Origin of the sequence: Leptospira neocaledonica, from assembly GCF_002812205.1 — a bacterium.
In the GTDB taxonomy this organism is placed as follows: domain Bacteria; phylum Spirochaetota; class Leptospiria; order Leptospirales; family Leptospiraceae; genus Leptospira_B; species Leptospira_B neocaledonica.
This window is the reverse complement of record NZ_NPEA01000007.1, coordinates 1-12,828: the sequence shown is the minus strand read 5'-3', so window position 1 is coordinate 12,828 and position 12,828 is coordinate 1. Positions and strand designations below refer to the sequence as shown.

The following is a 12,828-nucleotide window of genomic DNA, read 5'->3' as shown; positions in this document are numbered from 1 at the left end:
TGCCGCGTCAGAGCTGATAGTTATACACAGTTTATGGATTCAAAAAGTATCCAACGAATGTGGTATTCGGTGTATCGTCAAAATGTTCCGCGGTAACTATAAAGTAGACCTTCTTACCCATCGGATAAAGAGCGAATACATTCCCATCCAGATGCATTCTGTAGGACCCTCCGTAATTTTCTATTTCTAGATATTGAAGCTTAAGCGTTGATACAAACTCTAAAAGCTCCTTAGTAGGTGGCAGTGTGCCTTTCATCATAGCAGTCATTTCTTTTTCTTCTTGAGGATTATCTGGGCGAACGTCTTGTATTCCTATTTTGTTCTTTTCAAATCTTGCATACAGGTAGCTAGTTTCAACAGTCTTATCAGGCTTTAATTGCCAAATAATAGCAAAATTAGCTTTAGACGAATCTGTCGGAAATATCATTTGTCTATACTTGGGAATTTGAGCTAAGGCTTCGCAATAATCCGAATTTACTTTTCCACATTTATATCTAGCGGAAATTTTTTCAATTGTCTCGGTTGGTACATCTAAATAAATAACTTTTCCAAGTTGCAAATAATCAATCACGCTAGAATCAGAAGAAGAAAAAATAGCAATGATATTTGAATACTTTTGAATCCTTTCAGGATGGAGTTTTGAAATTCCTTCTTTACCCCAAATTAAACTTTCAATAAAACCTAAATTTTTGTCTGCTAAAGAAGCATTTGGAAACTTAAAGTATAATATCGAAGAAATTTTTTTTCCGCACTGAAGTGAAATATGCGCTTTTTCAACTCGGCCTATAATTTGTTCATAAATTTCAGGCCTTTCGTAAAACAATAGAACCTGATTGGACAGTATTGTGGGTTTGCCAGCTTCAACAACTTTGCAACCACTTTCCCAGAGCGAATCATACCTTTTCAGTACTTCATATTTTCTGACATCTTCTTGCTTAAGAACAATTTGAGAAATCTCATATGCCTCTATTGCATGCGTTGATAAAAGAAAAAAGGATACTATTATAAATATTTTTTGTAACATAGAATCTCCATAAATGGCGTATAACGACAAGAGTTGGCGTGCTGAGCGTCAGCGAAGGCAGGCGTGAGAGTTGCGAAGCAAGCTCGAAGCGCAGTGTCAAGCCGACAAGTTTAGCGCCGTAGATTTATATGATTTAAGTTTATAGGCAGCCTAAACTTAAATCATATAAATTTCTCGGTAATCCAAGAATCTTTCCCTGAAATGGTTTATATGAATTAATAAAATACGCTTCGGGAAAATGGCAGCTACCCACCACTAAGTACACCCACTCATCAAAATTAGTCCCGCTATCAGGACACAACGTAAAATGAACAAGATCCAAACAGGTATCTACAGATCGAGTCCAAACATATGCCCCTTGATTATTGTGAAAGGTGTCGTCATTACAAGAAACAATGGAAGGAAATCCTGAAAAATAACCGTGGGCGTTACTATAATCTTTTCCTATCGACTTACAATATTCAAATTTATTCGAAACAGCTGTAATTATCTTTCTATAGGCATCATTTGCCCTGATCACATCAGCTGTATCAAATCCAAAATTCTTGCATGATATAATAAATAGAAATGAAAGTAAAAATATCTTTAATAGCATAGTTACACTGATCATTTTAAAGCTATGGCGCTTGACGACGTTTTGCGCGGCAGCTTAATTTAATCCTAATGTATATTTCTGAAGTTCTAACCAATCTGCCAAAAGTGGAAAATCTTTGGAGAAAGTATCGTTCCCCATACAACTGATAATTTTATCGATAAAAATCACGTTCTCCATTGATGATTTTTTCGAATCTGGCAAGATGTAAAGTAAGTCGCTCAGAAGATCTGAATGAGGTTTCGCTTTGCATTGAATGTTTATTGTTTTTTCAGAAATAATTTTATTTAATGTCAACTGATTTAACTTTACTAAAGAATATTTTGTTAATTTGGATAGATTTTTTTCAATTATAATTTCTTCCCTATGGCGTAAGGACCCTTTAATATCTACAAAATCTAAACCTTTCCCAATGCCTATATCGGCGGTAAATCCTATATCTTGGATTAAAAGCATTGCCATTGTTTCAACTTGAGCAGGACTAAATAATGCACTAAGAATTTGATTTTTTTCCTGAAGACTAAAATTGGAAAATATTCTCTTTAGATCCTGTTTGAAATCTTTTCCCTTTTTGACAATTGCATCAAAGTAAAATCTTAGTATCCTTGAGTATTTAGTTTCTATTAGTTTAATATCTTTTTTATGGTGATTTTTGACGGTAAATTCAAACCTATCGTTTTCTATATCATTAGAGAATATAAGTTTATCTTTATATTTAGATAATCTAAAAATAGGTCTAAATGTCCCTCTATTTAGATATTGGTATACGGATAGAGAATCAATGGAAGATGGAAGTAATGATCTGTTTATGGAATTTTTTAATACAACAGGCAGAAAGTTCCAAAGATTAAAGTTATCTAGATCATCCTGTTTAATTTTTTTAAATTTTTCAGGAAGTGTATTTAAGGTGTGATACTCGTGAAATCTCCCAATTTTGTTTGTTATTTCCCAGAAACTTAATTTGTGAGAATCATAAGTTATTATTCGAACTTTCTCTCGCCATCGTTCTTCTGAAAATAGATTCAAATACTCCCAATCAGGATAATTCAACTTGATTTCGAAATCGATATCAGAATTAAATTCGACGATTTCATTAGATATTTTATTCTTTTCATCATAGAATCCAATATAAAATCCACCAAGCGTTTCAGCAAATTCAAGGAGTTTGTTGCTATTATCTACTTTTGCAAAGAAGTATATCATATTTTTAAGCTCGAAGCGCGGTGCCAAGCCGATAGTTAGGCGCCGTTTTTATAATTACTTACAAAAATAACCTATTGTAGAAATATCAATCTGGCGGCCTAATTCACTCATCTGTTCACAGTTAAATAACGTTACATACTGACATTTCTCACGATTAAGCTTAAATTCTTGAGAATTCATTACCTCCTTTACTTCTGAATCAAGAAGTCCTTCCAAATCTGGATGATATATTAATGTTAATTGAAAAGGAGCAATAATTTCTTTTTCGCTAATTTCGCTATTTAACGAGGAAGTTTTAATTTTCTCACCACCTTCTAAATTAATAATTAATGTATCCTTATTAATGATCTTATATACTCCGTTTAAAGATGTCTTTTCTTCAAATTCATCTGAGGTTGTAGATTCTTTAACATACGTAACTTTACCTTTTAGAAGAGAAAGTTCGATATAATCGCGATCCCCTCCAGCTGCACTGCACCGGTAAAATCCGGAAAATTTCTTTAATGTTATATCAGTCCCGAGGAAAGCTTTTAGATCTTTCGAAGGCTTACTACAAGCAATAACAAAAATCGCAAAAGAAGTTAGTAGTATTTTATACATTTTTTCTCCAAAGTACTTTTAAGAAAGGCGCATAACGACCAATGCTTGGCGCGAGACTTGCGTAGCAATCTCGAAGCGCCAAGCGGATGGTTAGCCGCTGTGATGATATTTATAAAGGACCTGATAACATTTACAGAAATCTAAAATTTCCTTCCCGTCGGGATTAGATTCAACTTTGCATAATTCTTGAAATTTGGAATTTTCAATTTCATTTTTGAACAATGAGTCATTTAAAGAACTTCTATAATCTTTTTTGCATCGATTAATTAAATTATTCTCATAATTAAAAGCCAAAATCTTCTTCAAAGTATCTTCATTAATCACATCTTCCGAAAAAGTAACTCCCCCTTCAGAGACTGAATTACCTTTGGGAGCAATTATCCTATAATGAGTAGAAGTCAATGTTTCATGAGATAGATTTAAATCTTTGATTTTTATAGATGATTTCCCTTCATTAAATCGATACCTTTTAGAAAAATCAGAATTATAGATCTCAAGTTGATACCCTTTGAGATCTATATCTGACAATTTACTATCTTTCGAGTGAATTATCTTGTTAATAATACGCTCACGTTCTACAGGATACATCCTTATCGGCAATGTTGCGATATCGACGGTCAGAACTATAACGACCCCAGTAACAACGATTGCACCAATCGCTAAAGCATCAAATGGGCGTGTTCCGCCAGAAATTTTAATACTTTCTAATCCAGATTCCTCTTTCGATTTCCATCTTACGCCGTAAAAAGTTCTGAAGATTTCCTTTACTTTGCCTTCAACAAACTCTTTCTTTCCTCTATATGCATTCAAACTAAAGTCTATATTTTCTTTCTTGATATCGTAGCTTAATAAATACAAGTCTCTGATTTCTTCTGAGGCTTTACTTTCAATTATATCAGATGAGTAAATTGTTTCGCTTTTAGGATAAACTTTAGTGAAAGTACAGCCTATGCTGAAGATGAAAATTTGTAAAAGGGATATTAGATATTTCATATTATTTTAATCGTCATGGCGGCCAACGACCAAGGTGTTCTAACGTTTCGCGAGTCCGTAAGGACTTTGGCACGAGACTTGCGAAGCAAGCTCGAAGCGATGCGTCAGAGCCGATAGTTATGCGCAATTTGGTTAATTTTATAGAGTTACATTGGCAAGAACTTCGCAATCACAAAATCCTCCACGATTCTGTAACGAAGAGACTATTCTCTTTAAATCGCTTTTAGAATACTTCCCTTCTAAATATTTCTTTGTTATAGCCAAAGAATGATCGCAAGCAATTCTATTTAAATTCGAATTGAGGTAATTTCCCAAGTCATTTAATTCCTTCGGAGAAAGTATCAAATCTTCCCATTCAACTTGACTTTCTCTCAAGAAAGCCAGCTTTTTTAGATCCTTTTTATCTCTTCCTTTTAAATCTAAATATTTCGTAAAACTATCAATTGCCTCTTTATAATTTAAAAGTGCTTCCTCAGATAGTGCGAGTAGTCTCCAAACCTTTGCATTACTTAGATCTTTCTCCGAAAACTCTTTTAGTTTTCTTCTTATTTCGATAAGCATTGGAATAGATTTTTTAGAAGGCATCCTTCGATCTGACAAACCATGGTTAGACATTTGAATAGCTGATATCAATTCATCTTCTAATTCTTCTATATTCATAAGAAATATTTTAACCAAATTGCGCCTAACGACCAAGGCTTGATGACGTTTTGCGTGCGCGCAAGCACTTGGCACGAGACTTGCCTCTGCAAGATGAGTGACAAAGCAAAATGTGCCGAAGGCCAAGCGAGAGTTGCGTAAGCATCTCGAAGCGCAGCGACAATTTTTTAGCTAGCCGCCGCTTTTGAGGCTATCTGCAATTAACATTAATGAATGAATTTGCTCCAGGCAGGTGATCCATAGAATAGTATCCCTCAGAATCTCTCTCGACATCCTCTGACGAATATTTTAAAGACTCACGCATGTCCTTGCAGGAATTCACTCTATCTCCTAATTGAGCATAAAAGTATCCTCTTGCATAGTATAGAACACCAAGTTGCGGTTTTACTTTAATAGCCAAGGTCAAATACGAGGGAATTTTTTTATACTCACCTTTTTTATTTAACACCTCAACTATAGTCGCGAGAGCTGCAAAATTTTTAGGATTAGTCTGAGCAGCTTTTAAATAGTCTTCATAGCCTCCTTCCGGATCATCTAATAATTTGTATTTAAACTGACCTCTATAAAAATATCCTAAATCTTTTTTATCCTTCGATTCTTTAATTAACCAATCACAGTCCTCGAGAGCAGCTGCATAATTCTTGAGAGTGTAGTTTAGAGATATTCGGTCGACATGGTATTGCTCATAATCATAATATTGAATGAGTTTTTTATTTTTTTTCAAACTTTCAATGACCTCTGAAATTCCCTCCTTTGCCAAATCATATTTTTTGATTCTATTGTATACTTTGGATCTTTCCAATAAGGCGTTGATATACGTTTCGCTCGGCTCTTGACCTTCTTTAAACTCAAGAACCTTTGTAAAATCTTCGATTGCTTCATCATATTTAGAAATGTCAAAATTGCATATTCCTTTATAAAAGAAAGACTCCCTCGAAAGATAAATGTCATTGCTATTGTTCTTAATTGCTTTTTCAAAATCGGCGATACAATCTTCATACTTTGATTGATTAAGATTCAGATATCCTTTAGCAAAAATACCGTATGAAGAATCGGGAAAAGATTTAGAAAGATTGATCATATTTGTGTGAAACATTCCTTTCTTTTGAATCCTTAAAATGAGCCCTGACATAAAAATCTCTCGAGGATCTTCGTTAGTAGTTTGGGAATTGACCGAGCTTGTAGCAATCAAACAAGCGAGCAAGGGTAATACTATATTCTTATGTATCTTCATAATTTCCTCATACAACTATATTGCAAGCATGTTCGGCAACGACCAAGGCTTGACGACGTTGGCGACCCTGAGCCTCGTAAGAGGCGGTAGGGAAAGGCGCGAGCTTTTGCTTTGCAAAAGGCATGACTGTAGCCAATGTGCCGAAGGCCAAGTGAGGGGCGAAGCATCCCGAAGCGCTGCGTCAGAGCTGATAGTTATGCGACGTTGGGCACTGTATACAACATTTGAGTTTAAGATATTCGCTTGTAATTTAAAACAAACTCTTTTCCATTTCGATTTAGAAATAGATTATCTTTATAAAGCTCTTTACTTAGCTCTTAGCAAAATTTATCTAAATAGAATTGCGTATGGACATTAAACGACAAGTTGCCAAAGAACTTAGGTTCTTATTCATATTAACTATTATGCCTGCTATCATATGGGCAATCATAGCAATCTTGATAGAATTATTTAATCTAAATTCACCGACTTGTAGAGAAAACGAAAGACTGACTTACGAATCGTTCAGCGACTATTGTGAAGAAATTATTAAGGCAGATAGTAATAATAGCGAATATGAAAACTTTCAAGTCCCGGCAATTCGGAAAGCAGATGGACCTATTTTGTCATGGAGTTTTCGTGAAGGCCTTTACTGGACTTTTTTAATGTTAGTTCTTTTCCTTTATCCAATAAGTCTATTAGCTCGTATATTTATATGGGCGTTTCGATTTAAGTAAACTTTGATATTCTTATTATAAAATAAATTTTGCCCAATGTGCCGTAGGCCAAACGAGAGTTGCGAAGCAAGCTCGAAGCGCCGCGACAAGCCGATAGTTAGGCGAAGGTTTTTTAGCAATGGCTAAATTTTTATTTTCTTTAAAGATTCAATTAAAATATCTTTATCTGATATTTCTGTTTCTATTTTATAAACGTAGTCTTGATCCCAATAAACAAATATTTGATAATCGTTCTTTTTTGAAGTCTTAAAAACATAGTACGTTTCATTTTCAGTTAATACGATAAACTCGTCGATTGTATTGGGAGTGACTATCGAAGATCTCATATCAAATTTGAATAATTCTTTTCTAATTATCTTGTAATCATCGAAAAAACCAAACTCCTTTGGCTTAACTGCCAAAACATCAAAGATCATATCTTTACAAGGAATATCTGACAAAAGCAGTCCCAAACGAAATACGTCTGCACAATGGACAGCTTGTTCTAAAGTTAGAGTTTTTATTCCGTAGCTACTCTCAACGAACTCTGGAGCAATACAAAACGAGTGATATTCTCCGAATTGCTTACATTTCAATTGTTGATTAAGATTTAGTTTATTTAAACTAAAAGTAGCACTCGAATTATTGATTCTAATTATTTGATCATTAGCAATTAACTTATAGTCATTTTGTTTATTGAGTTCTTCCAATTTTGATTTATAATCCATTAAAGCACACGAGATTGGATAGACGTATACATACATTATTAAAAGGATTAACATCAAAAAGAGAAATCGAATTAATTTATTAGCTAGAATTACTTTCATATTTAATATATTTCGTTATTAAATGAACTAAGAACTTTTACAAGATTATTTTGAAAACTTTCGCCTAACGACCAAGGGTTATCGACGTTGGCGTGCTGAGCAAGGCGAAGACAGGCATGAGACTTGCTCTGCAAGACGAGTGACAAAGCGAAATGTGACGAAGCCCGAGCGAGAGTTGCGAAGCAAGCTCGAAGCGGAGCGGAAGCACCGATAGTTAGGCGAAGTTGTTTCCAACGCTAAAGACTACCAACCTCAGTAGTCAGTCATAGTTTACAAGTTCCGAAAATGCCCTGCTCAGCAATATTACCGAGTTTTCATCAGCAGCTTCAAAATCAGTTGGAAATATCATTATTCCTAGATAGTGTTCAAGATGAAGCGTGATCCTTCCTCTTCCTGACGCAAAGTCCCAATAACGTTGGTCTAGCCCATCAAGCTTTTTAAGCCACACCCCATCAATTTTGTATTCAAGATAGGTTGCGACCTTATCAAACATGTGCCAATCGGATTCCGATGATACATTGATTTGCTTAAAAGGAGTGTTCCCACTTGGACGTATTCTTTCCGACCACTTGACATCCATATTATACTCTTATATTGTCACTATGACAACTTGGTTGCAGAGGTGGAAACAATTTCGCCTAACGACCAAGGCTTGACGACGTTTCGCGAGTCCGAAAGGACTTGGCGCGAGTTTTGCCCAGCAAAACGAGTGACAAAGCGAAATGTGCCGAAGGCCAAGCGAGAGTGCGAAGCATCTCGAAGCGCTGCGTCAGAGCCGATAGTTAGGCGACGTGCTTGCCCTTACTTGAATAGATTTCTTTCTTATCTAATACTTTGAGAATCTTTTTATCTAATGTCCAAAGTTGAAGTTTCTTACTTCTAACTTCATTGATAAGAACTGAATCAATTAATCCAATTCCTTTATCAATATGCTTGTTTTCAAATGAAAGCTTACCTGCAGATAAAAAACTACTATCTGAAGTTAAGGTGTTTAAATTTTCCCAATATTCTAAGATAAAAGATACTTCGTTCTTATTTTTACAGCCTTGGAGTAATTCCCCAAAGACAACTTCATGAACTATCACTTCTGATGATTCTATTAACTCTTTGAGTTCACTAAAATAAGGTTCATTTCCCCGGAAGAATTCAATCCAAACAGACGTATCTACAAGTATCATCTGTTACGATTCAGATTACGGATATTTTCTCCGGAAAAGCCTTCCTGGAATGAAAGTGGAGATTTATGTAGCTTAGTGTTCAAATTCCTTATTTTGGCCTGTTTTAACCATTCTGAGAGCGCTTTCTGGAGAGAATCCGTTATGTTTTTACCTCCAGAGTACTTTTGGACCTCAGCAATTAAATCGTCTGGCAATATCGCAGTCACTTTCATACGATACAATATACGATATAAATTCGTATTTTCAAGCTTTTAATAAAAAATTTTCAAAATAATGGGTTCTTACTTCCCTATTACTTAATTCTCATATGAATCAAAATTTCGGGCAAGCATGTTCGGCTAACGACCAAGGCTTGACGACGTTGGCGTGCTGAGCATTAGCGAAGACAGGCACGAGAATTGCTCTGCAATTCGAGTGACTGAGCCAATGTGGCGCAGCCCAAGCGAGAGTTGCGTAGCAATCTCGAAGCGCTGCGATAAGCCGATAGTTAGGCTTAGTATGTATTGAAAAACTATATCGAATTTTGAATAAATCCAAAAATAGTTCAATCATTACAAGAAATCAAGTATTCCAGATAGTAATAATTGGGATGGTATATATCAAAACACCAGGAGTCAAATGCCATAACAGTTTTTGATTTCTAATATTCTCCGCTCTTCCATATTGTTCAAAAATTTTTTTAATCTCCTTTTCGCTATAAAATAACTCCCAAAATTCACAAGCGACTAAAGAATGAACAATACGAATAATTCCAAAAAGGGAAAAACTTAAAATGCAAGGTTTTATATATTGGTGATAGATATTTTCACTTTTGTCATTCCCCAATAAAGCAAACGCATATGCAATTAAGAACAGAGAGAGCATATTGGATAAGAAACCGATCCAAAGTCTAAAATAATATTTGCCAGCATCCTCACCAAATCCCAGCATATGCGTTTCATAAAGTTTATATTTAGAAAGACTTCCAAATAAGGCCCCTATATACGCCGCATGAATTGTAATATATAAAGTAAATGGTATGCTCATAAAATCCTTTTTTGCTAAGTATAAATTACAATACATATGGCGCCTAACGACCAAGGCTTGACGACGTTTGCAATGGCGCGAGGCTTGCTCTGCAAGACGAGTGACAGAAGCAAATGTGGCGAAGCCCGAGCGAGAGTCGCGTTAGCGAGCTCGAAGCGTAGCGGAAGCACCGATAGTTAGACGTAGTGGCTGGTTAAACTAAGCGCCTTTACTTTTTAGATGAATAACAGGCTCTGCATCTAATGCTTTAGCTAGACGATTGATGAAAGAAAGTGACAAATTCCTATAATTCCCAGACTCAATTCTTGCAATTGCAGGTTGAGATGTCCCAATCTTTTCCGCCAAATCTTTCTGGGTTAGATTTCTTTTTTTACGAAGTTTAATAATCTCTTTGGCAAGAGTAAACTCATTGGTAAGAGCATCATATTCTTTCTTAAAATCTTTATTCTTCAGCTCTTTATTTAAAAGCAAATCAAAGTCTTTAGTTTTAAGTTTCATGCTCATCTCCTTTATAAGTTTTCATCAATTTGAAAGCTCTAGTTAATTCATCTTTATCCGTCTTCTGATCTTTTTTCACAAAGCCAGAAGTTATTATAACAACTCTACCCTTTTCAAAAAAGTAGAATAATCTACAAATATTAGAGCCTTGTTTAATTCTTAGCTCAAACAGTCCTGCATAACCTTGAATCTTTTTGGAAAAAGGCTCTCGAAGTTCAGGTCCAAATTCAGCTAATAACTCAATAGTTCTGAATGCTTTCGCCTTTAATTTATTTTCCAACTTTAGTAAGAAATCTTCAGCAGGCTCTAAAAGTTGGACTTTGAACTTCACAATACCAATATATCAAATTTGATATATTTTGTCAATTCTTGAAAAAGGCAAATCGCCAGCCATTTCGTATAACGACCAAGGCTTGGCGACGTTTCGCGAGTGCGCACGCACTTGGCATGAGACTTGCTCTGCAAGACGAGTGACAAAGCGAAATGTGCCGAAGGCCAAGCGAGAATCGCGTAGCGATCTCGAAGCGATGCGCCAAGCCGACAGTTAGGCGTAGTATGCGCTTCTAAAAAGAACTATTTTTCTTCCGACTAAGAATTTCTTTTACGATCTCTTCTATTATCTGAAGCGAAGTGGAAGTCCCATTAAAAGTTTCAAAAAGCTTATTTGCTACCGTATATACAAAGCCAGTAATAGCTGTCTTTGCGGTGTCAACAGGCAATTCTATAAAGCTAATAACTTCGTCCTGCCTTGAAATCCCATTTTGAAATAGTATTCTCGAAGGATTTGCCCACGATGACAACATTCTATTTTTGATTCCTGACCAGCGAAACATAACCTCAATTAGACCATCTCTTTGAGTTTCAAAAGCAGATGCAAAGTCAAGAAGTACAAGTAAACATTCTGATATTCGGTGTATTGCAATAAAGAAGTCAAGAGCAGAAAAAGGTTCTGGAGATTGAGGAAAATTTCCCATATCATCTTCTAGAGCTCGGCGATGATAAAATTCCCCTTCTGGAGAAATCCGCCAAAATTCAATATGGGCAAGAGAACTGTTAGCGATAATCAAACTTTCCCAGAAGTTGTTCAAGACGTACGGATTATCCTCTTTAATATAACTCCTACTGTCTACCCAAAATGGCCACCCTGAGTATCTTCCATTTGCTGAAAGAATTCTATTTAGAAAGTCTTGATTAACTGTATAGCGTTTCTTCTCGCCATTAATGGTTGCCGCAACTTCAAAGGATCCATGTTTTGGAAGCTCAAGATTTCTCTCCGCGACTTCCAAATTAAATCTCTCCGCAGAATTATTGAGCAATGACTCAACAAAAGTATACACAGAATTTGTTCCTCTTGTACTGGACCAGGTCGATTCTTTCAATGAGTCGAGAATCTTGTTTCCATCGATTCCAGATAGGTGCCTTCTAATGAATCTTTCAATATCTGCTTCCCGATTATCAAAGCACTTTTCAACTATGCTCCCCCAGTCTTTCCATGTGGCCTCAGTAGTACTGGGAGTGTTATTTGATTCAAGAGATCGAATGAAAACTTTATTAAGTTTAATTGAGTTCTTACTATTCTCATTCAAAACGGCCTTTGTGGCTGTAGGAGTTTGAACCCCTCCGGGGACTATTATTAAAACAAATTCTTTATTCTCAACCTCAGGATATTCTATTTCAATCTCGAAAGATTCAGAAGAATATTTCCGAATCAGTCCTTGAATTTTATCAATGTTAAAAAGAATTCGTACTTCAGGGGGAACGGCATCTATATTTGGTCTCCCAGTCTTATTATTGAAACCAATAAGTAGATACCCTCCATTAAAATTATATAATGATAAAATAGTTCTAACTATCTTCGCCTTCCCGTCATCAGAATCGGGATCAATCCAATCTTTTATTTCAAACGATAGACTTTCTTTAGGGTTCTTTACAATGTTTGACAGTAAGTGCTTGTCCATTTTTTACTACTATGAAATCTAAAGCGCATATTACGCCTAACGACCAAGGCTTGACGACGTTTCGCGAGTGCGCAAGCACTTGGCGCGAGGCTTGCTCAGCAAGACGAGTGACAAAGCGAAATGTGCCGAAGGCCAAGCGAGGTTGCGAAGCAAACTCGAAGCGCAGCGATAAGCCGATAGTTAGGCGAAGTGCGGCAAGCGTTACAGAGTGGACACTCGTAATCGCTTTCAGCGGCTTTTATAAACTAAGCTAGTTAAAACACCGGCAACACATGAATGCGTTGTGCCCAATAACCCCTGAATGACGATCCATTTTTCAGTGCTTGGTATCGCAAAGCGA

The 12,828-nt window shown here is 35.9% G+C and carries 14 protein-coding genes; all 14 read right to left on the bottom strand.

The features are described 5' to 3' along the window. Window positions 1–31 precede the first annotated feature (31 nt). On the bottom strand, window positions 32–1,024 hold the full coding sequence (locus CH365_RS13030) for a hypothetical protein (RefSeq protein WP_100769016.1): 993 nt from the start codon (window positions 1,022–1,024) through the stop codon (window positions 32–34). 649 nt (window positions 1,025–1,673) lie between these two features. Then, entirely contained in the window at window positions 1,674–2,819 is a 1,146-nt protein-coding gene (locus CH365_RS13020) for a hypothetical protein (protein WP_100769014.1), read from the bottom strand. A 54-nt stretch (window positions 2,820–2,873) separates the two neighbouring features. Beyond that, entirely contained in the window at window positions 2,874–3,419 is a 546-nt protein-coding gene (locus CH365_RS13015; protein WP_100769013.1) for a hypothetical protein, read from the bottom strand. A gap of 90 nt (window positions 3,420–3,509) precedes the next feature. Next, window positions 3,510–4,412 (bottom strand): hypothetical protein, encoded by a 903-nt coding sequence (locus CH365_RS13010; RefSeq protein WP_100769012.1) that lies wholly within the window; start codon window positions 4,410–4,412, stop codon window positions 3,510–3,512. A gap of 138 nt (window positions 4,413–4,550) precedes the next feature. Further along, window positions 4,551–5,072, bottom strand: a complete 522-nt coding sequence (locus tag CH365_RS13005) for a DUF2695 domain-containing protein (protein WP_100769282.1) — start codon at window positions 5,070–5,072, stop codon at window positions 4,551–4,553. 190 nt (window positions 5,073–5,262) lie between these two features. Then, window positions 5,263–6,306, bottom strand: a complete 1,044-nt coding sequence (locus CH365_RS13000) for a tetratricopeptide repeat protein (protein ID WP_125226318.1) — start codon at window positions 6,304–6,306, stop codon at window positions 5,263–5,265. A gap of 838 nt (window positions 6,307–7,144) precedes the next feature. After that, entirely contained in the window at window positions 7,145–7,711 is a 567-nt protein-coding gene (locus CH365_RS12985) for a hypothetical protein (RefSeq protein ID WP_165782610.1), read from the bottom strand. A gap of 376 nt (window positions 7,712–8,087) precedes the next feature. Then, window positions 8,088–8,408: a DUF3630 family protein gene (locus tag CH365_RS12980; RefSeq protein WP_100769007.1), complete on the bottom strand. Its 321-nt coding sequence runs from the start codon at window positions 8,406–8,408 to the stop codon at window positions 8,088–8,090. A gap of 202 nt (window positions 8,409–8,610) precedes the next feature. Continuing rightward, window positions 8,611–9,006, bottom strand: coding sequence for a PIN domain-containing protein (locus CH365_RS12975; protein WP_100769006.1), 396 nt, complete (start codon window positions 9,004–9,006; stop codon window positions 8,611–8,613). After that, a complete protein-coding gene (locus CH365_RS12970; RefSeq protein WP_100769005.1) occupies window positions 9,003–9,218 on the bottom strand; it encodes a DUF2191 domain-containing protein in 216 nt (71 codons plus the stop codon). The genes CH365_RS12975 and CH365_RS12970 overlap by 4 nt, the downstream gene beginning before the upstream one ends. A 349-nt stretch (window positions 9,219–9,567) precedes the next feature. Continuing rightward, on the bottom strand, window positions 9,568–10,032 hold the full coding sequence (locus CH365_RS20005; protein ID WP_165782608.1) for a hypothetical protein: 465 nt from the start codon (window positions 10,030–10,032) through the stop codon (window positions 9,568–9,570). A gap of 198 nt (window positions 10,033–10,230) precedes the next feature. Then, window positions 10,231–10,530 (bottom strand): helix-turn-helix domain-containing protein, encoded by a 300-nt coding sequence (locus tag CH365_RS12965; RefSeq protein WP_100769004.1) that lies wholly within the window; start codon window positions 10,528–10,530, stop codon window positions 10,231–10,233. After that, window positions 10,520–10,861, bottom strand: coding sequence for a type II toxin-antitoxin system RelE/ParE family toxin (locus CH365_RS12960; protein WP_100769003.1), 342 nt, complete (start codon window positions 10,859–10,861; stop codon window positions 10,520–10,522). Before CH365_RS12960 ends, CH365_RS12965 begins: the two co-directional genes overlap by 11 nt. A 232-nt stretch (window positions 10,862–11,093) precedes the next feature. Continuing rightward, the gene (locus tag CH365_RS12955) at window positions 11,094–12,488 is read right to left on the bottom strand and encodes an AlbA family DNA-binding domain-containing protein (protein WP_100769002.1); all 1,395 of its coding nucleotides are present in this window, start codon (window positions 12,486–12,488) and stop codon (window positions 11,094–11,096) included. Window positions 12,489–12,828: the final 340 nt, after the last annotated feature.

Bases quoted from the DNA above. Each gene is read 5' to 3' on its own strand.
- CH365_RS12955 (WP_100769002.1), bottom strand. From the start codon at position 12,488: ATGGACAAGCACTTACTGTCAAACATTGTAAAGAACCCTAAAGAAAGT.
- CH365_RS13020 (WP_100769014.1), bottom strand. From the start codon at position 2,819: ATGATATACTTCTTTGCAAAAGTAGATAATAGCAACAAACTCCTTGAA.
- CH365_RS13005 (WP_100769282.1), bottom strand. From the start codon at position 5,072: ATGAATATAGAAGAATTAGAAGATGAATTGATATCAGCTATTCAAATG.
- CH365_RS13030 (WP_100769016.1), bottom strand. From the start codon at position 1,024: ATGTTACAAAAAATATTTATAATAGTATCCTTTTTTCTTTTATCAACG.
- CH365_RS12970 (WP_100769005.1), bottom strand. From the start codon at position 9,218: ATGAAAGTGACTGCGATATTGCCAGACGATTTAATTGCTGAGGTCCAA.
- CH365_RS13000 (WP_125226318.1), bottom strand. From the start codon at position 6,306: ATGAAGATACATAAGAATATAGTATTACCCTTGCTCGCTTGTTTGATT.
- CH365_RS12975 (WP_100769006.1), bottom strand. From the start codon at position 9,006: ATGATACTTGTAGATACGTCTGTTTGGATTGAATTCTTCCGGGGAAAT.
- CH365_RS20005 (WP_165782608.1), bottom strand. From the start codon at position 10,032: ATGAGCATACCATTTACTTTATATATTACAATTCATGCGGCGTATATA.
- CH365_RS12965 (WP_100769004.1), bottom strand. From the start codon at position 10,530: ATGAAACTTAAAACTAAAGACTTTGATTTGCTTTTAAATAAAGAGCTG.
- CH365_RS13015 (WP_100769013.1), bottom strand. From the start codon at position 3,419: ATGTATAAAATACTACTAACTTCTTTTGCGATTTTTGTTATTGCTTGT.
- CH365_RS13010 (WP_100769012.1), bottom strand. From the start codon at position 4,412: ATGAAATATCTAATATCCCTTTTACAAATTTTCATCTTCAGCATAGGC.
- CH365_RS12980 (WP_100769007.1), bottom strand. From the start codon at position 8,408: ATGGATGTCAAGTGGTCGGAAAGAATACGTCCAAGTGGGAACACTCCT.